We start from the raw sequence: 22231 nt of genomic DNA on the forward strand, positions 1-22231 counted from the left end.
ACTGAGGCCATGACGACCGCGGACACCGATCTCGACCGGCATTGGGCGACCGTCCTCAGATGGCATCCGTACTGGTTGCTCGCCACAGGCACCCTGCTGTCCGCGGCGAGGCCGGAGCTGACGCCGACCACGGGCGAACGCATCGCCACGGTCACGCTGATCGTCGCGGCTCTCGTACTGCAGCTGTGGTGGGGAAGGACCCGTCGCGTCGGGACGTCGGCCCGGCCGGTACGCGCCCGCCCCGACACCGCCTCGGCCGCGTACTTCGCGATGCGCTGGGCGATCAGCTCCGTGCTCACCTGGCTGAATCCCTTCTTCGCCTTCTACGCGGCAGCGGGCTACATCGACAACAACGAGCTGATCTCCGACCGGCGCTGGCGGAAGGTCGGGGCCTTCGCCTCCTCCCTCCCGCTGGCCGCGGCCCAGGCCGGCGGGGTGCCCTTCACACACGCCGGGCAGTGGGCGCTGTTCGCCGGTCTGCTCCTGGTCAACAACGCGCTGCTGATGATGATCGCCTACTTCGTCCAGCACGAGGAGGATCGGTCCGCCGCCAGGGCCGCCGCCATCGCCGAACTCGAACGCACCAACACCGCCCTTCAGCAGGCGCTCGACGAGAACGCCGCCCTGCAGGCCCGCCTCCTCCACCAAGCGCGGGAAGCGGGCATCGCCGAGGAACGCAGGCGGCTGGCGGCGGAGATCCACGACACCATCGCCCAGGGCATGACCGGCGTCATCACCCAACTCCAGGTCGTATCGAGCACATCCGATCCGGCGACGGCGCACGAACACCTCGACCGCGCCGTCGACCTGGCCCGCCACAGCCTGGGCGAGGCCCGCCGCTCCGTGCAGAACCTGGCTCCCGTGGACTTGGCCCACGACACACTCCCCCGGGCGCTGCGGAAGGCGGTCGCCCAGTGGGCCGAACAGAACCGCGTCCGCGCCGAGTTCACCCTCGCCGGCGAGGAACTGGAGCTGCACAGCGAAGTCTCCGCCACTCTTCTGCGCATCACCCAGGAAGCGTTGACGAACGCGGCCAGGCACGCCGACGCCTCCCGCGTCGGCGTCACCCTCAGCTATATGGACAGCGAGGTCGCGCTGGACGTCCGCGACAACGGCCGGGGCTTCGAGCCGCTGCGGCCACCGAAGCGCACGGGGACCGGCGGCTTCGGGCTCGAAGGGATGCGGTCCCGTGCCGAGCGCGTCGCCGGCTCCCTCACCGTCGAGTCCGAACCCGGCTACGGCACGGCGGTCTCGGCCCGACTGCCCCTGGTCCGCCCGTGAGCTGATACGGCGGCCCCGGCCGCGTGCGGTACGGGCCTCGACGAGGGAAGGCCGGGGCACCAGGGGTTCCGCCCCTTGTGCGCCATCGCAGCACCGTGCGGCCGGGCGCTCTCCCGGCGGTTCAGACACTCGCCGCCGTGGCGTGTACCGCGTCGGCGACCAGGTCGGCCATGTGATCTCGATGCTCCCGGCCCGTCCCGGCCTCGTGCCCTGGGAGACCCGGTAACGGCCTCCCTCCCGTACTGTGGGTGCGCCATGACCGACATCACCTTGCTGCTGGTGGACGACCATCCCGTCGTGCGGGACGGGCTGCGCGGCATGTTCGCCGCCTCCCCCGGCTTCACGGTTCTCGGAGAGGCTTCGAGCGGCGTCGAGGCCGTGGAGATGGCATTCCGTCTCGATCCCGACGTCGTACTGATGGACCTGCGGATGCCCGGCGGCAACGGTGTCGACGCCATCGCCGAGCTGACGCGGCGCGGCGCGCGCTCCCGGGTCCTGGTGCTCACCACCTACGACACGGACACCGACACGCTCCCGGCGATCGAGGCGGGCGCGACCGGATACCTGCTCAAGGACGCTCCGCGGGATGAGCTGCTGGCCGCGGTACGCGCCGCCGCCGACGGCCGGGCCGTTCTGTCGCCGGCGGTCGCGTCCCGGCTGATCAGCGTGGTCCGTGGGCCGGCGACGCCCGGCGGCGAGACGCTCTCGGGCCGTGAGCGCGAGGTCCTCTCCCTCGTCGCCCGTGGCACGTCCAACCGCGGGATCGCGGCGAAGCTGTTCATCAGCGAGGCCACGGTGAAAACCCATCTGACGCACATCTACGGCAAGTTGGGCGTGAAGGACCGGGCCGCGGCGGTCGCGGCCGGCTACGACCGGGGCATCCTCGGCAGGCCCTGACGGCAGCCGGACCGGGACGGCGGCTCCGGCCGGGCCGTCGCCGAAGCCATAGCGCCGACGACCCCGCCGTCTGCCGACCGCCCGGGGCCGAGACGTACGCGCCTGCGGGCCGGGGGCTACGAGCCGGGGGCCGAACGGGACCGGGTACGGCGGCGGGGGACGCCCTCGTCGGTGGCGCGCAGATCCTCCAGCAGGCGGGCCTGGCCGGTGAGAACGCCGGTGAGGATGCCCCGGGCGACCCGTAGGAGTTCGGCCACCTCGGGGCTGGCCAGCGCGTAGTGCACCGCTGAGCCCTCACGGCGGGTCACCACCAGATTCGCGCGGCGCAGTACCGCGAGCTGCTGGGAGAGATTCGCGGGCTCGACCCGTACCTCGGCCAGCATTTCGGACACGGCGTGCTCACGCTCACTCAGCAGTTCCAGCACCCGGATACGCACCGGATGCCCCAGCGTCTTGAAGAACTCGGCCTTCAATTGATAAAGCGGCGCGGTCACCGGACCGGCCTCTCGCCCCGACGCCCCGGCGTCCGGCCGGACGTCATCCGTCCCGCCCACTCCATGCCCCACATCCCCTCAGCAGCCACTGTCACGAGGACATCATCGGCCATCGCGCCATTGTGGCGACATCGCGGCGGCCGGGCCCGGGTATTCGGGAAAGCCGGAGAAAGCCGGAGAAAGCCTTGCCCGGTGGCTGTGTCCGCGATCTTTGCGGACACAGCCAATCCGTCATGCGGTGAATTGCAGAAGTCTGCAATTCATGGGCAGAAGAAAAGGGCTCGGAAGATCAGCCCGGATTGCCCTGGTCGTATCGCCGTACGGCCCAGTCGTCCCCGGGGCCCCAGGTCCACTCCATCGACGGGTCGTACCCCTGCTGACCCTGCTGGCCGCCGTACTGCAGCTCGTCGTACACCGGAGGCTGGCCGTGGCCCTGCGGCTGGCCGAAATCCTGTACGGGGATGCCCTGGGGCGGGGTGACGTCGGGGCTGTACCCCTGCGACTGGGAGTACTGCGGGTACTCCTGGTAGTGCTGGTGGCTGTGGGCCGGGTGCGAGAGGTGCACCTGGGACTGCTGTGTGGACTGCTGCTGGTACGCGGCGCGGCCGTACACCTGACCGCCCATGCCGTACTGCTGCTGGTGCTGCTGGGTGTGCTGGTGCTGCCGGGCGTAGGGGCTTCCGTGGGGCAGATGACCGTGGGCGTACCCCTGGGCCGTCAGGTGCGGGACGTCGTAGCCCTGCTGCGGCTGCGGCACATAGGGGCGGAAGCTCTCCGGCTGGAGCTGCTCGGGTACGGGCCGCGCGGGGGCCTCGGCAGTGACCGTTCCGGTGGCGCCGGAGGCGGTCGGCTCGGGGACGGGCGTGGCTTCGGGGGCGGTCTCCGGCGTGGCGGTGTCGGGGCTCTCCTCGGGCCGGTGGCCGGGGAGCAGGACCTCGACGTCCCCGTCACCGGCCTTGCGCCTGGCGTCCGCCCACTCCTCCAGCTGGGCCTTGCAGGCGAGGTCCAGATGCATCACGGCACGGGCGTCGACCACGACCCGCCGCTTGTCGGCGACGGACTCCAGGGCGTCGATCAGCTTGAGCATCTTGAGAAACGTGGCGCTGCCCTTGATCACGAGTCGGGCGCTGTCGCCGTCGGTGGTCTTGCGGATGGTCATGTGGGACATCCGCAGCGCCGTGAGGACGATGGCGACGGCGAGGCCGGCGAGCACGCCCTCCAGGAGGTTCGCGAGGACGATGGCGGCCGTGGTGATCAGCATGACGATGCCCTCGCCGCGGTCCGTCTTCCACATCTGCACGAACGCGGGCGGGTTGAAGAGCTTCCACCCGGCATGGAGCAGGATGCCGGCCAGGACGGTCACCGGGATGAGGCCGAGCAGCCCCGGCAGCAGCAGTCCGAAGCCGAGGAGCCAGGCACCGTGCAGAATGCGGGAGATCTTGGTCCTCGCGCCCGCCTGGACGTTGACCGCGCTGCGGACGATGACGGCGGTCATGGGCAGGGCGCCCAGGAGTCCGCAGATGGTGTTGCCCACGCCCTGGGAGAACAGTTCCTTGTTGTACTCGGTGCGCTCACCGGAGTGCATCCGGTCGACGGCCGCGGCGCTGAACAGGCTCTCGGCGGAGGCGATGATGGTGAAGGTGACGATCATCATCAGTACGGCCGGGTCGAGCAGATGCCCGAGGTCGGACGGACCGACGACGTCGATGGCCTCCGTCAGGTCGTCGACCTTCACCCTGTCGATGTCGAACACCGGCAGCGCGGCGATGATCGAGCCGAGCATCACGGCGAGCAGGGGCGCGGGCACTTTCCCCAGCGGCTCGGGGACCTTCTTCCACACGAAGCACAGCACGACGCTCATGGTGCCGAGGACCAGCGCGGCGACCTTGTGGGGATCGCCGACGACGTCCGCGGCCAGATCGGGGAGACCGGCCATGTTCTTGGTGGCCGTGCCGAGCTGCTTGGAGTCCACGAGGGCGTAGGTCTGACTGAGCATCAGCGGGAGACCGATGCCCGCGAGCATGCCCTGCACCACGGAGAGCGAGATGGACTGGAACAGACGGCCCATCTTCAGCATGCCGAGCCCCATCTGGAGCAGGCCGGAGATCAGGACCACGGGACCGAGCAGCGCCACCGAGTGCTCGGTGGTGAACTCCAGGACGAGGACGGCGAGTCCGGCGGCGGGACCGCTCACCTGGAAGGTGCTTCCGGGGAGGAAGCCGACGACGAGGCCGCCGACGATGCCCGAGATGATGCCGAGGGATACGGAGACGCCGGAGGCGGCCGCGACACCGATGCACAGGGGCAGGGCGACCAGGAAGACGACGACCGACGCGACGATGTCGGTGCCGATGGACCCGGAGCGCGCGGACGAACCGGCGGGTTTCCCGGAGGTCCCGCCGCTGCTCCGTTTGGCGTGACGGCCCGCACCGGGACGTGTTCGTTCAGACGACAAGGTGGTTCCTTCCACCACATCCGGCCGGCCGTGGTGCCCGGGGGGAAGTCCGTTCGGCGAACCGGTGCGTGGGTCGTGGGGGGTGCCGTCCGCCGGGACGGCCGGGACTCCGGGGCGGAGTCCCGGCCCGGAGCATGCGCCCGTGCCGTGAGTCGTCCATGAGCACTTCATTAGAGCGTTCTCACCGACGGGGACGAAACACCCGGCCCGGCCGCGCGGGCCCAGCAGGCTGCCGGGGCGTTCCCCGCACACCGCCCGGCGGGCGGGCCCGGAGGCCCCCCACGCCGCGGTGGACGCCCGGAACGGGGCCTCGCGCGCCCTGCTGGAGCCTCTGGGTTCCACCAACGTCCGTGACGTCGAGGAAGGCGACGACGGCGCCACCAAGGGGTGCTCACGCGCCTTGCCCGAGGGACGGGAGGCCCTCCGGGGCGCCGGCCCCACCCCGGTGCCCCGCCCGGTGCCCCTCCCGTGTCGTCCCGGCCCGTGGTCGGACCGGCCCGTGGTCGGACCGGCCCGTGGTCGGACCGGCCCGTGGTCGGACCGGGGAGATCAGGCCAGGAACTCGGTCAGGTGCCGGTTGAGCCGGGCCGCGTCCTCGGTGGGGATGGTGTGGTGGGACGCGCCCGCCAGCACGGCGACATCCGCCTGCGGCATCAGGCGCCGCACGGCGGCGGCCGTGCGCCGGAGGTCGTGGGCCCGGCTGCGCTCGGCCAGGAGCACCAGGGTGGGCACGGTGCAGGACCGGAGCGCCTCCGCACCGGGACGGCGCATGACCAGAAGCTTGGAGGGCCGGGCACCGACGGTGCTGTCGAGGAAGGACTGCCAGCCGGGATCCTGCGGGGTGCGTCCTGTCTCCCACCTCAGGAATCCGCGGTGGCGTGCGACGGAGGGCTTCAGCAGCGCCGGCAGTGCGCGAAGGAAGTAGCGGGCGCTCATGCCGGCGAAGCAGTTGGTCGGGTCGAGGAGGACGATCCTGCCGAGCCGGGCGGGCGCGTGCAGCGCGTAGTTCAGGGCGATCCAGGCACCGTAGGAGTGCCCGCAGAGATGCGCCCCGTCCAGTTCGAGGCCGTCGAGCAGTTCGTCCATCCAGGCCGTCAGATCGCCGATGTTCCGCAGCGGCGCCCCGTCGTGAACGCTGCGGCCGATGTCGCCCATCACATCGACGGCGTACACCCGGTGGTCGCGAACGAGTTCCCCGACATTGGCGAACCAGACCATCGACGTCGTCCCGCCCCCGGGCAGCAGGACGAGGGGGACACCGTCCTCGGGGCCGCTGATGTGGACCCGCGTACTCCCGTACCGGGAGGGCACGTCGACGCTGTTCACCGCCACCGGCCAGCGGCTCAGAGCGGCGTCGTAGGCTGCATCGAACTCGGTGTGGTGAGGCATGGCTCCGCCCTGGTTTCTTGATTCATCAAGAATCTCGATTATCGAGATATTATTCGGAGGACACGCGTGGTCGACAAGGACGCCGGGCTTCAGATGGTCCACCTGCTGCGCGATGTCACCGTCGAACTCGACCTGTTCGCCGCCGGGTTCGCGGAGGAGTACGCACTGCACTCCACGGACGTACGCGCGTTGATTCATCTCGTGGACGCGGACCGAACGGGCGTGCCCGCCACGCCGGGATGGCTGGGCGCGCAGTTGGGGGTCAACTCCGCGTCGACGACGGCCCTGGTCGACCGGCTGGAGCGCAAGGGGCTGGTCCGCCGGGACCGTGACACCCACGACCGCCGCAGGGTGCTGCTGATGCTCGAGGAGAAGGCGGTCACCATGGGCTGGTCCTACTTCGGCCCGCTCATGGGCGAGATGGTCACGGCGATGGGTTCGTTCGACGAGACCGAGCTGGCCACGGTGCGGCGGTTCCTGCTCGCCATGCGCGACACCACGGTGGCGGAACGGCTGTCGCGGGGCGAGACCGCGGGCAAGCCCGTGCGGCGCGCCCTACCGGAAGGCTGAACGGACTCTGTCCGAAAGCGATCTGACGAATAGACCTGTCTCCCGCGCCCGACGGCCTGCTCCACCCGCGCGCCCGGACAAGGGCCCGCCGACGAAACGGGCGTGAGGACGCCGGAGCCACTGACGGGAGCGAGGGTTTCCGGCCCCGGGAGGGCACGGCCGCGAGCGCCCCGGGCAGCGGCACCGCGGCCACGGCCCGGAGCGGCCGGGGCGGTTCAGCCGGCCCGTCGACCGCCGTCGACGCCGGGCGGGAACATGTCCTCGATCCACCGTGCGTCGGTGAGGTACCGGCGGTCGTGCCCCTCGGCGATGTGCCGGCCGAAAGCCGGATGCCCTGCCGACGCCTGGGCGTGCATCCACTCGACCAGCGCCCGCAGACGGGCTGCCGCGACGGCCGGAAACGCGGTCCGCTCCTCCTGCGACAGGCCGTAGGCGTCGGCGAAGAGCCGCAGCCGGCGGCGGGCTTCGGGGACGGGCAGCGTGAGTTCGGCCTCGTCCGGCGCGTACAGCGGGACGAAGCGGTACGCGGTGTAGGCCACGTCCCACAGGCGCGGACCCGGGTGGGCCGTGTCGAAGTCGATGAAGGCGACGGGGAGCGACCCCCGGAACACGGTGTTGTAGGTGGCCGCGTCACCGTGGCAGATCACTTCCGCGGGTTGACGCGCCGGCAGCTGCCACACGTCGTCCGGCTGCCGTACGAAACCCAGCGAGGCGTCGTGCAGACCCCGGAGCAGCAGAGCCGCGGCGGTCAGTGAGTCGTCGCCGCGCACCTCGGGTGCGGAGAAGTCGTGTCCGACGTCGCCGGGAAGGAACTCGACGACCTCCTCTCCCCCGTCCTCGCTCAGTCCGTGGGGGCGCGGGGCCCCGGTGAAGCCGGTCTCGGCCAGGTGGGCGAGAAACCTCTGCACGGTGGCGCTCCATGGCCCCGCGGGACGTATGACACGGTCCCCCACCCGCACGACCCGGTTCACTCCGCCGGTCAACAGTTCACGATCTTCCACCGGGGCACGATAGGCGGCACACCGCGACGGCCGCAGCCCGTTTTCTCCCCGCGGGCCCGGCCGCGGGATGGGCGGCGGCAGCACCGTCGGGCCGTCCGGCAGCCGGCGGTACTCCGGGCCGTCAGCCGTCGCCGAGGCACGGCCGTTCGCCTCTCACCGCGGTTCCGGGGGACGGATCGGGACAGCCGGACCCTGAGTGTGACGCAGGTCATATTCGATGCCGGAAATATCCGGGGATCGATTCCCCGTTTGGACTCGTGTCCTGCTAAATGAGAAGTAATACTCCGCTTCGAACGGTCAGGGCATCGGTCCCGGCGGCGAAACAGGCCACCGGGATGTCACAGAAAGGGGTGGAGACGTGGTCGCCACGGATACGGATGCCACCATCGCGTCCGCGGGTCCGGCGCCGCGCCGTGCGCGGCCGAGGGCGGACGCCCTGCGCAACCGGGAACGCATCGTCTCGGCGGCGCGGGAGATGTTCGCGGAGTTCGGCTCCGAGGTCCCCTTCGACGACATCGCCCGCCGCGCGGGCGTCGGCAACGCCACGCTGTACCGGCACTTCCCCGACCGGTCCTCCCTCGTCCACGAAGTGGTCGTCTCGGTGATGACGCGGACGCTGGCGGAAGCCGGGGCGGCGGCAGGCGAAGCCGATCCCTTCGACGCGGTACGCCGCTTCACCCACGCGGCGGCCGATCAGCGCGCCGGGGCGCTCTGCGCGATGATCTCGGGCAGCTTCGACGCGCGGCACCCCGAACTGGTGGCCCTGCGCGCACGGCTCGAAGACTCCGTGAAGGAACTCATCGGGCGCGCGCAGTCGGCGGGCCGGATGCGTCCCGACGTCGCCGCAGGGGATCTGATGGTCGCGGTCTTCCAGCTCACCCGGCCGCTTCCGGGCACCGGGTGCGGCGCCAACGACCGCTTCGTCCACCGGCATCTCCAGGTGTTCCTGGACGGCCTGGAGGCGCCTCCGCGCTCCGAACTCCCGGGCTCGGCGGCGACGCTGGAAACCCTGCGGGACCTCGGCGACGACGAGGTGGCGATGAAGCCACGCCCATGAACCGGTTATCCACGCCACGGCCAGCCGATCCGTAGCCGGTCCGGCCGGCCGCGCCGCCAGTCGGCGATCCCACGGGCACATCCTTTGTGACCTTTGAAACCTTTGAACACACAGGTGGCTATCTCCATGTCAAAAACAGCCAGTACACCTCCCGGGGCGATCACCCCGGACCCTCTGCGCTGGAAGGCGCTGACCTTCATCGCGCTCGCCCAGCTGATGGTGGTGCTGGACGCGACGATCGTGAACATCGCGCTGCCGACGGCTCAGCAGGACCTGGGCATCTCGGACGGGAACCGGCAGTGGGTCATCACCGCGTACGCGCTGGCCTTCGGCGGACTGCTGCTCTTCGGCGGCCGGGTGGCCGACCTGTGGGGCCGTAAGCGCGCGTTTCTGATCGGTCTGATCGGCTTCGCCGCGGCGTCCGCGCTGGGCGGTGCGGCCAACGGCGAGGCCATGATGCTCGGCGCCCGCGCCCTCCAGGGTGTCTTCGGCGCACTGCTCGCGCCGGCGGCCCTGTCGCTGCTGGCGGTGATGTTCACCGACGCCAAGGAGCGCGCCAAGGCGTTCGGCATCTACGGCGCGATCGCGGGCGGTGGCGGCGCGGTCGGCCTGATCCTCGGCGGTGTGCTCACCGAGTACCTGAACTGGCGCTGGACCTTCTACGTCAACATCCCCTTCGCCGCCGTGGCCGCCGTCGGCGCGTACTACGTCATCAAGGAGCCCGAGGGCGCGCGCAACCGTGCCTCCCTCGACATCCCCGGTGTCATCCTGTCGACGCTCGGTCTGGTGGCACTGGTCTACGGCTTCACCCGCGCCGAGCACTCGGGGTGGTCCGACGGCCTGACCGTGGGCATGTTCATCGCGGCCGCCGTGCTGCTGGCGGCCTTCGTGATCACCGAGTCGAAGGTGAAGGCCCCGCTGCTGCCGCTGCGGGTTCTGACCGAGCGCAACCGCGGGGGCGTCTACCTCTCGCTCGCCCTGTCCGTGGTCGGCATGTTCGGCCTCTTCCTCTTCCTGACGTACTACCTCCAGGTCGTGAAGGGGTACTCGCCGGTCAAGACGGGCTTCGCCTTCATGCCGATGACCATCGGCATGATCGTGGGATCCACCCAGATCGGCACCCGGCTGATGACCCGTGTCGCGCCGCGCATGCTGATGGGGCCGGGACTGCTGGTGGGCGCACTGGGCGTTCTGTTGCTGACGCAGATGGAGATCGACAGCTCCTTCATGGGGCTGATCCTGCCCGCGCAGCTGCTGCTCGGCCTCGGCATGGGCACGGCCCTCATGCCCGCGATGTCCATGGCGACGCACGGGGTGGACCCGGCGCACGCCGGTGCGGCCTCCGCGATGGTCAACACCTCGCAGCAGGTGGGCGGCGCCATCGGCACCGCGCTGCTCAACACGGTCGCCGCCTCGGCCACTTCGTCCTTCATCGCGGACCGGGCGGCGGGCGCGTCCGATCCGGCGCGGCTCCAGCTCGAAGGCATGGTGCACGGCTTCTCGTCGGCACTGTGGTGGGCGGTCGTGCTGCTGGTCCTGTCCTCGCTGGCCGCCTTCGTCCTCGTCAACGCGGGACGTCCGCAGTCCGGCCGGCCGGGTGGAGCGGGCTCGGGCAAGGACTCCGACAGCCAGATGCCCGTGATCGCGCACTGACCGCTCGCGGCGGAAGAGCGCCTCGGACGTCACGGGGACGTACGTCCGTCACGGGGACCTACGCCACAGGAGGGCCTGCCCGCGGGGCGGGCCCTTCCGCGTACCGGCTTGGGTTCCAACGGTCCCCGCCGTCCCGCCCCCGCCCGGGCACGGTGCGGACCCGAGCGCCGGCGCCGGCGCCGGCAGCGGCAGCGGCAGCGGCAGCGGCAGCGGCAAATGATCTTCCGGAGTTGTTCGGCCGGCGGTCATCGTGCCGACGCCGTGGTCCGGTGTGATCAGGGCCATGAAATCTCCCTTCACCACCGCCCCTTCCCGCCGCTCCCTCGTCCGCGGCCTGCTCGCCGGAGCCGGCGCCGCCGCGGTGTCGGGCGTCCTGCCGTCAGCCGCTTCCGCCGCCGGCACGGGCCCGGAACGCCGGGGCACGGCGGACCACGTCATCCTCATCGCCTGGGACGGGTTCGACCCCCGCTACGTGGACCTCGCGCCCCTGCCCCACCTGCGCCGGCTGGCCAGGCGGGGTTCGTTGTCGACCTCACGCGGCGTCATGACCTCGATCACCAATCCCTCGTGGGCCTCGGTCGCCACCGGGGCGTGGCCGGAGAAGACGCTCAACACCGCGTACTTCTTCGACTCGAAGGCCGGGGTCGCCCGCGGGCAGACGCGTGACATCGCGGTGCCCACCATCGCGCAGGCGGTGCGCGCCCAGGGCGGCACGGTGGCGTCGGCTCAGTGGTTCATCGTGCAGAACTACGGGACCGCGTACGGGGATCCGGAGGGCGTCTACACGCAGCCGGGCGGTCCGGCCTCCCGTCGGTTCGACGACATCATCGCGGTGATCGAGGGCAGGCCGGTCCGTTCGGGCACCACCACGGTGACCGCGCCGCGCGTACCGGACCTGATGGCCGTGTACTGCGACGAACTCGACGCGCTCGGCCACGCGGGCGGTGAGGACAGCCCCGCACTCCCGGACGCGATCACCATGCTCGACGGCCAGCTCGGCCGCCTGGTGGAGGCGACGAAGGACGCCGGGATATACGGCCGTACGGCGTTCGTGCTGATGGGTGACCACGGCATGACGACGTTCACCCGCCGCAACGGCGCTCAGATCCTCGACGCCGTCGCCTCGGCAGGGCACACCGCGCAGATCCTCGGGAGCGGTCAGGCGCCCTCCCCCGGTACCGATGTCGCCATCGTGGTCGGCGGTGTCGGCAGCGTCCATCTGCTGGGCGAGGCCGCGGCCGACCCCGGCGCGGCGCGGCGGATCAAGGCGGCGATCGAGAAGGCCGACCATGTCACCGCGGTGTACGACAAGGACTGGCAGCGGGCCCAGCGCATGAGCCCGCTCCACGGCGAGCTGATCATCCAGGTCGATCCGGGCTGGTCCATCGGAACCGGCGAGCAGTCCGGCCCCGCCGGGCGGCACGGCGCGCCGACCGAGCAGGAGTCGGCGTTCCTGATCGCCGGTGCGGGAGTCCTTCCGAACCGGCTCCCCCGTGCCGCGCGCCATGTGGACGTGGCGCCCACGATGGCGGCGCTGCTCGGGATCGCCCCGCCGGCGGGCGCGCAGGGCAGGGTGCTGACCGAGGTGCTGCGCCCGGGGCCCCGCGGCCACTGAGCGGTCGTACCGGTCTCCGGTACCGGTCCTCCGGTGCCGGTCCTCCGGTCTTCGGTGCCGGGGGCCGTCCGGCCGACGGGTTCCGTTCCAGGGGGACGGCTCCGCGGCCCGGCCCCGGCGGATGTCCTCCGCCGGGGCCGGGGCGAGGCCGGCGGCGCCGCGGGGCAGGGCGGCGGTCACCTGATGCCGCCGGTGGCTCGGTCCGGGCAACCGATCGGGGTCCGGCTCGTGATGTGCCTGACGCAGCGCCCGGCCTAGCGTCGGCGGCCGCGTGTGCCGGGAGGGCCGTGCACCGGTTCTCCCGCCGACCGTGTTCTGAGACACAGTGAGGAATAAACCCCTATGGGCGTTGATTCTTGGTGATGTTGCGCGGGGCACCCGTTCACCCCTGGGAGGCGGCCGTTTGGGCGGTCGGAGACAGGACGAGCACGACACGGGGCTGAGGTGGCACCGCGCCCTATAGATCACCTCATATCGGTACAGGAGATTCCATGTCGTCCAAAGTTGTGGTCATCGGAGGCGGATACGGCGGAACTACCGCCGCCAAGGCGCTCGACGACGCCGCAGACGTGACCCTGGTCGAGCCCAAGGACGCCTTCCTTCACAACGTGGGAGCCCTGCGTGCGGCGGTCGACGCCGACTTCGCTCCGCAGATCTTTCTGCCGTACGACAAGCTGCTCGGCAACGGCCGTGTCGTACGCGATCGTGCCGTCCAGGTCGAGCCGGGAGCGGTGACTCTCGGCTCCGGCGACCGGCTGGCGGCCGACTACATCGTGCTCGCCACCGGCTCCGGTTACCCCTTCCCCGCCAAGAGCGACCTGGACGACTCCGCCGCCTCCCTGGAGCGTTTCGGCCTGGTGCGGAAGCAGCTGTCCAACGCCGGCCGCGTCCTGCTTCTGGGCGCGGGCCCCGTGGGTCTGGAGTTCGCCGGAGAGATCAAGGCGCAGTGGCCGGAGAAGGACGTGGTCCTCGTCGACCCGGCCCCGGGCATTCTGAGCGACTACTCCAGCTCGCTGCGGGAGGAGATCGAGCGGCAGCTCGACGCGCTCGGGGTGCGGATGCTGCTGGGGGACTCGCTCACCGAGGAGCCGCCGACCGAGGTCGGTACGGCGGGCACGTTCACCGTGACCACCCGCGCGGGCGCCTCCGTGACGGCGGACGTGTGGTTCCGTTCCTACGGTGTCACTCCGGCGACCGGCTACCTCGCCGGCCGGCTCTCCGAGGCCCGGCTCGCCAACGGCCATCTCGCGGTGGGGCCCACGCTTCAGGTGCGCGGCGAGACCTCCGTCTTCGCCCTCGGTGACATCACCGACGTCGCCGAGTCCAAGCGGGCCGGCGCCGCGATCCAGCACGCCTCCGTGATCGCGCAGAACATCAAGTCGCTGATCGCGGGCGAGCAGGAGCTGGCCGTGTACGAGCCCGGCCCGGCCGCCATCCTGCTGCCGCTGGGACCGACGGGCGGCGCCGGCGAACTGCCCGGCGGACAGCTGCTCGGCCCCGAGGCCGCGTCGGAGTACAAGGGCGCGGACCTGATGGTGGGCCGCTTCGCGGAGAGCCTCGGCCTCACGCAGTGACGTCCGGCGCCCGGGCGGCGGACCGGTGTGAGGGTACGCCTCCCGGGCGGTGCCGGGCGGTGCCTCCGTCACGGTGAACGGCCCTGCCGGGGCGGGCCGGAGCCGTGACGGGACCGCTGTGCGGGCGTCGATCCGGGCGCGGTAGGCCGTACGCCGCCTGTTTCCGACGGCGTACGGAGCCCCGCGGATGCGAGCCCCGTGTGGCCGGGCCGGACCCCGTACGTGGTCCGGCCCGGCCTGCGTCCCTCCGCCGGGGAGCGGGGGCGCGCGGAACCCGGCCGGGGCATGGCCGGGGCCCGCCGGGTGCGGGCGGCAGCGCGGAGAGACCGTCACCGGCCGGAGAGCCGCCCCCCACCGGGCGGCCCCGTGACCGGTGCTGTACGGCCCCGCTCCTCATCCGCGCGGGACGTCGCCGGTCAAGCGGCGTCCGGAAGCCACAGGTCGGGTCCGAACACCTCGTAGCTGATCCGGCGTGCCGGGACGCCGCGGTTCAGCAACTGGGCGCGGACCGCGCGCATGAAGGGCAGGGGTCCGCACAGGTACACGGTGGCGTCGGAGGGGACGTCCACCCCGTCGAGTTCCATCCGGCCGCTCCGGGTGCCGGGTTCGGCGATGCCCGGCTCCTCGTACCAGAACACGGAGTCGGCGTTCGCCAGCCGTTCCGTCAGCTCGCGGGTCTCGGTGCGCAGGGCGTGCTCGTCCGGGGAGACGTCCGCGTGCAGGACGAGGACGGGGCGGGTGGAACCCCTCGCGGCGAGTTCGGCGAGCATGCCGACCATGGGCGTGCACCCGATGCCCGCGGAGGCGAGGACCAGAGGGGTGCGGGACTCGTCGAGCACCACGTCGCCGAACGGGAGGGAGACGGTGAGGTCGTCACCGGCCCGAAGGGTGCGGTGGAGCAGATCCGACATCTCTCCGTCCGGGGCGCCGTCGGTGCCCGCGACCCGCTTGACGGTGATCCGGCGCACATCGCCGCCGGGGTCCGAGGAGAGGCTGTACTGCCGAAGCTGGTGCACGCCGTCCGGCATGCGCATCCGGACGCTGACGTACTGCCCCGCCTTCGCCGCCGGGGCGGGGCGGCCGTCTGCGGGGCGCAGCAGGAAGGAGGCGACGTCCGCGGTCTCCTCGCGGCGTTCGACGACGGTCCACTGCTGCCAGATCTCGCCCGGCGCCACGCCCGCCTGCGCGTAGAGCCGCGCTTCCCGGGCTGTGAGCGCGCCGGCCATCAGCCAGTAGACCTCGTCCCAGGCCGCCGCCACCTGCGGGGTCACCGCGTCGCCGAGTACCTCGGCGATCGCGCCGAACAGGTACTTGTGGACGATGGAGTACTGGTCGTCGGTCACCCCGACCGCCGTGTGCTTGTGGGCGATCCTCTCCAGCAGGGCGTCCGGCCGGGTGTCGGGGTCTGCGAGGAGTGCGGTCGCGAAGCCCGCGATCGATCCGGCCAGAGCCCGCCGCTGTTCGCCACTGGCCTGGTTCGCGCGGTTGAACATCCCGTCCAGCAACTCGGGCCGGTCACGGAACATCGTGGCGTAGAACCTGCTGGTGATCTCGTCGAGCGCGCCGCCCACGGCGGGCAGCGTGGCCTTGACGACGGCAGCGGACTCAGCGGACAGCATGGAGCCTCCCAGGTCTGGGGCGGGCGTAGCGGGGAACTCGGCCGCTCATCGCGACGCGGCCACATCTGTATAGCAAGACGAATTCTGGCATTTCGGGTGTTCAGGATCGCGCAGGACGGCGAGGGACCATCGGCCGACGCCCGGGGACCATGGTCCCCGTTCCCCGCCGCGGTGCGGGCCCCTCCGGGGCGCGGCCAGGGCCGTCCGGCCCATGGCGGTCGCGGCGCCGCGCCTCTACCCTGCGGCCCGCGACGGACCGGCGCGGGATCCCGCGCGCGCTCCGCCCGAAGACCGTGGGGACGCGAGGGCCGATGCCCCGCGCATACGCCGCGGAGGAGCCTCGGGCCGCCGTACGGCTCCGTGGCCGGCCGGACTCCGCACGGCTCCGGCCCGGCGCCCCTCTCCGCCCGACGCCGGAGCACCGTTCCGAGCCGACGGGCGTCGAAGCCCCCGGCCTGCCGTTTCGCGCGAGCGCGACCGGAGCGCGACCGGAGTCCGGAGGGCCTGCGGGCGATCTCCGGATGCGACTGGCGTCCGGAGGTACCAAGTAGGTACCATCCCCTGCATGCCATCACTGAACGTGTCGTTCACCGACGAGGAAATGGAAGGCGTGCGGGCTGCCGCCGCCGCCGAGGGCAAGAGCCTGAAGCAGTACATGCACGACCTCGGGGTCCGCGAGATGCACCGCAAGCAGTTCGTCGCCGGTGCGGCTTCCTGGGCGGACCGGTTGCGCTCCGAGTTCGACGCGGCCTTCCCCGACGAGATCCCGCCCCCGAAGCGCGGCAGCGGGGTCGCGGCGGCCTGATGAGTCGAGCCCTGCACATCGACGTCTCCTGGCTGCTGGACGTCCAGGAAGCCGCCCTCGACCAGGAGGACGTGACGGTCACCGACTACTCGGCGCTCGTGGCGGCCGTGGCCCGGCACAGGACCCGGATGCCCACGCTGGAGGACTCGGACCCGGACGCCGCCTGGCGCGCCGCCGCACTCCTGCACAGCATCGTGCGCCTCGAACCGCTGCCGCACCGCAACAGCCTCTACGCGGCGTTCGTCGCCGCCCAGTACATGGACCAGTCGGGCGAGGGGATCGACCCACCCTACGGCGCCCTGTCCGACCTGATCCGGAAGGTGCGCGACACCAGGGTGAGCGTCTACGCCGTCGCGGAGACCCTGCGGTCCTGGAAGATCTGACCCGCCGCCGGACGGCCGGGGCCGACGCCCGCCCCGCTCCGCGCCCACCTGCGCCTGCCCGGGGACACCTCACCGACTCACGGCCACGGGTGCTCCCGCGCATGGCCGGCCCCGCCGCCGAGGCGGCCGACGTCCCCGGCTCCGTCGAGTTCGGCGGGACGGGACCGACTTCGGGACCGTCATGATGAGCAGGGCGCGTGATGCGGCGCGGCTCCGGTACACCCGCGGCGTGTCGGCCGGGAAGCCGGCGTGGTCCCCGGGCCCGAGACCGACGGCCGCCTCCCGGGGTCCGGTGTCGGCACGGCCGCGGATCACGCACGTGTGCTCGCGGGTGCCGGGGCGGTGCGCCTTCGCGAGGTGATCGGCTCCGGGGTGGAAGAGCAGCTCGTAGGTCTCGACGGTCATTCCGGGGTGACGGGAGCGTTGCGGCAGGCGCGCGCGCCCAGAGGGTTTCCCGGGATCGGGGGACGGTCGGCGACCCGGACCACCTCGACGGCGGGGGGCGGCTCCTCCTCGGCCGGGTCGGCCGGCGTGGCGTCCAGCGCGTAGGCGAGAGCGAACGGCGTCTCGATGGTGGGTTGCCCTGGCCCCGTTCAAGCCCGCTCAGCGTGCCTTTGGCCACCCCGGAGGGTTCGGCGAGGGCCGTCGCGGCCGAGCCGCTTGCCGTCACCCCGACAAGTCCGGCCGCCCTCATGAGGGCATGGCGGCGAGGGTGCGGTTGAGGGCGCTGCCGGGGCGGCCGGTGAGCTCCTCCCAGGTCCCCTCCTCGGCGATGCGTCCGGATTCGAGGACGGCGATGCGGTCGGCCCGGCGGATGGTGGCGCGGCGGTGGGCGATGACGATGGTGGTGCGGCCTTCCCGGCGGAGTGCGGTGGCGAGTTCGGCATCGCTCGCGTTGTCGAGGTGGGCGGTCGACTCGTCCAGGATCAGGACGCGCGGCTGCGCCAGGAGCGCGCGGGCGAGGGCGATACGAGCCCGCTGGCCTCCGGAGAGCGTGGCGCCGCGTTCGCCGACCAGGGTGCTCATCGGGGCGATCCGGTCGATGCCGCACAGTCGGGCCGTCTCGGCGAGGAGGTCGCCGTCGGCCTCGGGGGCGGCGAGCCGCAGGTTCTCGGCGAGGGTGCCGTGGAAGAGGGGCGTCTCCTGGCCCACCAGCGCGACGGCACGCCGGAGTTCGGCATCGGCCAGCTCGCGTACGCCGATGGCGACCCCGTCGGCGGGTATCAGTCGGACCTCTCCTTCGGACGGGTCCCAGAAGCGGGCCAGGAGGTGGGCGCAGGTCGACTTTCCGGCGCCCGAGGCTCCGACCAGGGCGAGCGTCTGCCCCGCGGGGACGGTCAGTTCGACGCCGTCGAGGACGGGATCGCCGCCGTAGTCGAACCCCACCCGGCGCAAGCGGACACCCAGCGGGCCGGGGGGAAGCGGGCGGGGCGCGGCGGGCGGCGGGGCGAGCGCGGGAGCCTTGACGGCCGCACCGACGCGGGAGGCGGCGGCGCGCAGGGCCACGGCCTGACTCAGGGAGCGGGCGGACTCCGCGACGGGGCCGAGGACGGCCAGGGCCAGGGCCATCGCCGCCGGCGCCCACGCGCCGTGCAGCCGCCCCGAGGTCACGGACTGCGCCGCCGCGGCGACCACGCCGAGAACCGCCGCCACGATGAGGAGTTCGCGGACCGCGGCGGCGACGGCCTCCCACGTGGCCTCGGCACGCTGGGCGTCGCCGACCCGCCGTCCGCGCTCCGCCAGTCGGCGTCGTCGTCCGGCGAAGGCGCCGAAGGCGAGCAGTTCGCGCAGTCCGTCGACGGTCTCCACCGTGTCGGCCGACAGCTCGGCGACGGCGTGCCGCGTACGGGCGCCGCGCACCGCGCGCCCGCGCGCCTCGGCGAAGGGGGCCGCGGCGAGCAGCGCCGCGACCGGCAGTACGGCGGCGAGGAGCCATGGCTCCACCGTGGCGAGGACCGCCGTGCCCCCGGTGAAGACCGTTCCTGCCGCCAGGAGCTGGGCGGTGGTGTGGGCGTAGAAGAACTCCAGTGCCTCCACGTCGGCCATGGCGGTGGTGGCGAGGTCCCCGCTGCGCCGGCCGGCGACCCGGGCGGGCGCGCTGCGGGCGAGCCCGTCGAAGACGCGTACGCGCAGCGCGGCGAGAACCCTGTAGGCGAGGTCGTGCGAGAGGTCCATCTCGCGCCAGGTCGTCAGGGCCCGTACGAGGACCAGGGCGACGAGCGCGGCGACGGTTCCGGACGACGGGGCCTTGGTCTCGATGACGGCTGTTCCCACGGTGTGCGCGGCCAGCGTGACCAGCGCGACGAGGGAGCCTTGTTCGAGGAGTGCGGCGGCGCAGGTGCGGGCCGTCATGGCGCGGTGCCCGGCGAGGGCGGGGAGAAGAGCGCGCAGGGAGCCTCGCTCGGGCACACCCGTCTCGATGGTGGCGGTGTCGACGGTGTTGCTCATGCGGCGAGTTCTCCTCGGTGGGTACGGCCGGCCTCGACGAGTCGCGCGTAGACGCCCCCGGCCTCGATCAGAGCGGAGTGGTCGCCGATGGCGTCCACTCGTCCCTCGTCGAGGACGACGATGTGGTCGGCGTGGCGGACGGCGGCGAGCCGGTGGGCTATCACGAGGACGGTGCGTTCGCCGGCGGCGTCCGGCAGTTCGCGCACGATGTCCGCCTCGCGGCGTTCGTCGACCGAGCTCGTCGCCTCGTCGAGGACGAGCACCGGGGTGTCGGCGAGGAGGGCTCGGGCGAGCGCGAGCCGCTGCCGCTGTCCGCCGGACAGCGTGGCGCCGCGTTCGCCGAGGACGGTGGCGTAGCCGTCGGGGAGAGCGGCGATCTCGTCGTGGACGCCGGCGACGCGCGCCGCCGCCGTCAGATCGTCGTCCGTGGCGTCCGGACGGGCCAGACGCAGGTTGTCGGCGATGGTGGCGTGGAAGAGGTACGTGTCCTGGGACACCACGGCGACGCCCTGCCGCAGCGTGTCGAGGGTGTAGTGGCCGGCGGGGCGTCCGTCGAGGGTGATCCGGCCTTCTTGTGGGTCGTGGTGGCGAAGGAGCAGGGCGAGCAGGGTGGACTTTCCGGCTCCGGACGGGCCGACGATGGCGGTGGTGCGTCCCGCCGGTGCGGTGAAGGAGACGCCGTGGAGGGCGGGCTCCGGCCGGCCGGCATAGGTGAACCGGACGTTCTCGAAACGGAGTTCCGGGGGTGCCGGCCAGTTGGCGGGTGCCGTTCCGGTGTCGTGGACGGCGGGTTCGGCGGTGCGCAGCGCGGCGATCCCGTCCGCGGCGGACACGCCCAGGTATCCGGCGTGCCACTCGCGGGCGAGGTCGCGGACCGGCCGGAAGCACTCGGAGGCGAGGAGCAGTACCAGGTAGGTGCCGGTAGCCGTGGTGGATCCGCTGACGGCCGACCAGCAGGCGAGGAGCGCCGCCGCGGCGGTGCCGCCCTGGATGGCGAGGTCGGTGATGCCGGTGTCGACCAGGGAGACCCGGAGTTTGGCGACGGTCGCGCGATGCAGGGCGGCCGAGCGGTTCTCCAGGCGTTCGCGGGTGCGGCCGACCGCGCCGGCGGCGCGGAGGGCGGGCATGCCCTGCAGGGCTTCCAGGTAGTCGGCGCCCAGTCCCTCGTACGTGTCCCAGTGCTCCTTGCCGCGGGCGGCGAGCAGGCGGTCCCAGGCCCGGGGGCCGAACAGCGCGAGCAGGAGGGCGGGAACGAGACCGAGGAGCGCCGCCGGTTCCACCAAGGCCGAGGCGGCGAGCACCAGGGGCGGCACGGTCAGGGTGATCAGGAGCTGGGGCAGATAGCGGGAGACGTAGGCGTCGACACCCTCGACTCCGTCGACGAGGGTGGTGCGGACGGCTCCGGCGCGCGCGGTCGTCAGGTGGGCGGGGCCCAGGCGGCCCAGGCGGGTGAGGAGTTCGTCCCGCAGTGCCACCCTGACCTCGGCCCCGGCGCGGGTGGCGGTCCGCCGCTGCCACGTGCCGAGTCCGGCGCGGGCGGCGACGACGGCGAGCGCCGCGGCGAGCAGCCATGGAAGCCGGTGCGTCTGGCCGCGGGCCAGGTCGGCGAGGGCGAAGGCCAGCAGGGCCGCCTGCGCCAGGTGGGTGAGGGTGACGACGCCTTGCAGGAGGGTGGCGGTGAACAGGGGGCCTTGTGAGCGTCGGGCGGCGCGGCGCAGCTCGGGGTGGACGATCATGTGGTGTTCTCCTCGTCGGCGTGGAGGGTGCCGAGTGCCAGTCCGTGGACGATCCAGTCCCGGCCGGGTGGGGCGCCGAGCGCGGCGCCGAGGTCCGCCTGCTGCCAGGAGCCCACGGGCCGGGCGGCCAGCCCGTGTCGCCGGGCGGTGACATGGGCGAGATGGACGGCGAACCCGGCCCGCAGGTGCGTGCGGCGGATGTGCGGCGCGTCGGAGTCCGCGGGGCAGCCGCGGGCGAGCAGGACGGCGCCCGCGTCGGCGATCCATGCCTGGCCCGCCGCCCAGGCCGCGAGGGTCGGGCGGGCCTCTCCCGCGGCGCACCGGCGCAGTGTCGTGCCGTCGGCGGCCGTCTCCATCAGGCCGGGCCGTGGGGGGCCGACGGCGACGCACCACCGCAGGTCGCCACCGCCCGCCCGGGACGCGGTGGTGAGGACCGCCCGCAGCGCGTCCGGGGCCGGGGTTCCCGCCAGGGGCGGCGGGGCGCTGCGGCGGGCCAGCAGTTCCTCGCGGGTGGGTACGGGTTCCGATGGCCGGGAGCGTGAGGGGCCGTCCTGCCGGTGGGCCTGGCCCGGCGGGGGGACGCGTACGGTGGCGAGGGGTGTCTCGGCGTGGCCGTCGAGGCGTGGCTCGGGCTCCCCCGCGCCCAGCGCGCGGGCCGCGAGAAACAGCGCCGCCGCGGCGTGTCCTGTGTCGAGCAGCAGCAGCGGCCGGGCGCGGTGACCGTAGTGGGAGGACGTACGCCGTGCGGTGACGGAGAGTTCGGCGGTCACGCCCGGCGGCGTGCCGTCGGGTGGCGGGCCGAGGCGGTGGACACGGTGACGCAGCGGGTCGTAGCCGTAGTGGCCGGGCGGCAGGGAACAGCCTGCGCCCACGACGAGTTCGGTGTCCACCGGGTGCAGCGCACCGGCGGACGATGCGGGCCGCAGCCGTCCGGAGTCGTCCGAGGTCGCCAGGGAGAGTCGTAGCAGGGCGCGGAGATCGAGCTCCGCCGGGCCGGCTTCCGGAATCGGGCGCGGCGGCCCCGGCCAGGCCGGGACGGCCGGCCCCGCGGGTGTGTCGGAGCCGGGACGTTGCGAGGAGCGGGCGCGGGCGAGAGCGGCGGCGAGGTCCACCGGGCCGTCCGCACCAAGGCGTTCCGCGCCCACCGGGCCGTCCGCACCAAGGCGTTCCGCGCCCACCGGGCCGTCCGCACCAAGGCGTTCCGCGCCCACCGGGCCGTCCGCACCGAGGTGTTCTGCGTCCATCGGGCTGTCC

General features: G+C 72.8%; 17 protein-coding genes. 9 read left to right on the plus strand and 8 right to left on the minus strand.

The features are described 5' to 3' along the window. Positions 1–9 precede the first annotated feature (9 nt). Positions 10–1281, plus strand: coding sequence for a sensor histidine kinase (locus ACWEFL_RS08970; RefSeq protein WP_451709550.1), 1272 nt, complete (start codon positions 10–12; stop codon positions 1279–1281). Positions 1282–1536: 255 nt separating this feature from the next. After that, on the plus strand, positions 1537–2178 hold the full coding sequence (locus ACWEFL_RS08975; protein ID WP_451709553.1) for a response regulator: 642 nt from the start codon (positions 1537–1539) through the stop codon (positions 2176–2178). Positions 2179–2294: 116 nt separating this feature from the next. On the opposite strand, the gene ACWEFL_RS08980 is transcribed toward ACWEFL_RS08975, so the two are convergent. From ACWEFL_RS08980 to ACWEFL_RS08990, 3 genes are all read right to left on the minus strand, one after another. After that, positions 2295–2672: an ArsR/SmtB family transcription factor gene (locus tag ACWEFL_RS08980; protein WP_451709555.1), complete on the minus strand. Its 378-nt coding sequence runs from the start codon at positions 2670–2672 to the stop codon at positions 2295–2297. Positions 2673–2961: 289 nt separating this feature from the next. Beyond that, positions 2962–5013, minus strand: a complete 2052-nt coding sequence (locus ACWEFL_RS08985; RefSeq protein ID WP_451710017.1) for a SulP family inorganic anion transporter — start codon at positions 5011–5013, stop codon at positions 2962–2964. A gap of 663 nt (positions 5014–5676) precedes the next feature. Then, the gene (locus ACWEFL_RS08990; RefSeq protein ID WP_451709557.1) at positions 5677–6516 is read right to left on the minus strand and encodes an alpha/beta fold hydrolase; all 840 of its coding nucleotides are present in this window, start codon (positions 6514–6516) and stop codon (positions 5677–5679) included. 66 nt (positions 6517–6582) lie between these two features. On the opposite strand from ACWEFL_RS08990, the gene ACWEFL_RS08995 reads away from it, so the two are divergent. Further along, positions 6583–7086, plus strand: a complete 504-nt coding sequence (locus tag ACWEFL_RS08995; RefSeq protein ID WP_451709560.1) for a MarR family transcriptional regulator — start codon at positions 6583–6585, stop codon at positions 7084–7086. A 215-nt stretch (positions 7087–7301) separates the two neighbouring features. On the opposite strand, the gene ACWEFL_RS09000 is transcribed toward ACWEFL_RS08995, so the two are convergent. Next, entirely contained in the window at positions 7302–7994 is a 693-nt protein-coding gene (locus tag ACWEFL_RS09000; protein ID WP_451709562.1) for a phosphotransferase, read from the minus strand. 451 nt (positions 7995–8445) lie between these two features. Here ACWEFL_RS09000 and ACWEFL_RS09005 point away from each other — a divergent pair, with 451 nt between their 5' ends. The 4 genes from ACWEFL_RS09005 (at position 8446) to ACWEFL_RS09020 (ending at position 13986) form a co-directional block, all read left to right on the plus strand. Beyond that, entirely contained in the window at positions 8446–9144 is a 699-nt protein-coding gene (locus ACWEFL_RS09005; protein ID WP_451709565.1) for a TetR/AcrR family transcriptional regulator, read from the plus strand. A gap of 126 nt (positions 9145–9270) precedes the next feature. After that, a complete protein-coding gene (locus tag ACWEFL_RS09010; RefSeq protein ID WP_451709567.1) occupies positions 9271–10797 on the plus strand; it encodes an MFS transporter in 1527 nt (508 codons plus the stop codon). Positions 10798–11080: 283 nt separating this feature from the next. Next, positions 11081–12412 (plus strand): alkaline phosphatase family protein, encoded by a 1332-nt coding sequence (locus tag ACWEFL_RS09015; RefSeq protein ID WP_451709570.1) that lies wholly within the window; start codon positions 11081–11083, stop codon positions 12410–12412. 491 nt (positions 12413–12903) lie between these two features. Then, positions 12904–13986 carry an NAD(P)/FAD-dependent oxidoreductase gene (locus ACWEFL_RS09020; RefSeq protein ID WP_451709573.1) on the plus strand — a complete coding sequence of 361 codons (1083 nt, stop codon included), beginning with the start codon at positions 12904–12906 and terminating at the stop codon, positions 13984–13986. 416 nt (positions 13987–14402) lie between these two features. On the opposite strand, the gene ACWEFL_RS09025 is transcribed toward ACWEFL_RS09020, so the two are convergent. Continuing rightward, entirely contained in the window at positions 14403–15605 is a 1203-nt protein-coding gene (locus ACWEFL_RS09025; RefSeq protein ID WP_451709576.1) for a globin domain-containing protein, read from the minus strand. A 565-nt stretch (positions 15606–16170) separates the two neighbouring features. Between ACWEFL_RS09025 and ACWEFL_RS09030 the strand changes: the two genes are divergently transcribed. Both ACWEFL_RS09030 and ACWEFL_RS09035 read left to right on the plus strand, forming a co-directional pair. Further along, a complete protein-coding gene (locus ACWEFL_RS09030; RefSeq protein WP_451709579.1) occupies positions 16171–16410 on the plus strand; it encodes a hypothetical protein in 240 nt (79 codons plus the stop codon). Beyond that, positions 16410–16793, plus strand: a complete 384-nt coding sequence (locus ACWEFL_RS09035; protein WP_451709580.1) for a toxin Doc — start codon at positions 16410–16412, stop codon at positions 16791–16793. Before ACWEFL_RS09030 ends, ACWEFL_RS09035 begins: the two co-directional genes overlap by 1 nt. Before the next feature lie 690 nt (positions 16794–17483). On the opposite strand, the gene ACWEFL_RS09040 is transcribed toward ACWEFL_RS09035, so the two are convergent. Genes ACWEFL_RS09040 through ACWEFL_RS09050 form a run of 3 tightly spaced genes read right to left on the minus strand, consistent with a single transcriptional unit; the run spans position 17484 to position 22221 of the window. Continuing rightward, positions 17484–19241, minus strand: a complete 1758-nt coding sequence (locus ACWEFL_RS09040) for an ABC transporter ATP-binding protein (RefSeq protein WP_451709582.1) — start codon at positions 19239–19241, stop codon at positions 17484–17486. Beyond that, positions 19238–20977, minus strand: coding sequence for an ABC transporter ATP-binding protein/permease (locus ACWEFL_RS09045; protein WP_451709585.1), 1740 nt, complete (start codon positions 20975–20977; stop codon positions 19238–19240). The genes ACWEFL_RS09040 and ACWEFL_RS09045 overlap by 4 nt, the downstream gene beginning before the upstream one ends. Further along, positions 20974–22221 carry a SagB/ThcOx family dehydrogenase gene (locus ACWEFL_RS09050; RefSeq protein ID WP_451709588.1) on the minus strand — a complete coding sequence of 416 codons (1248 nt, stop codon included), beginning with the start codon at positions 22219–22221 and terminating at the stop codon, positions 20974–20976. The genes ACWEFL_RS09045 and ACWEFL_RS09050 overlap by 4 nt, the downstream gene beginning before the upstream one ends. Between the last annotated feature and the right edge of the window lie 10 nt (positions 22222–22231).

Source organism: Streptomyces sp. NPDC004838 (genome assembly GCF_053600955.1).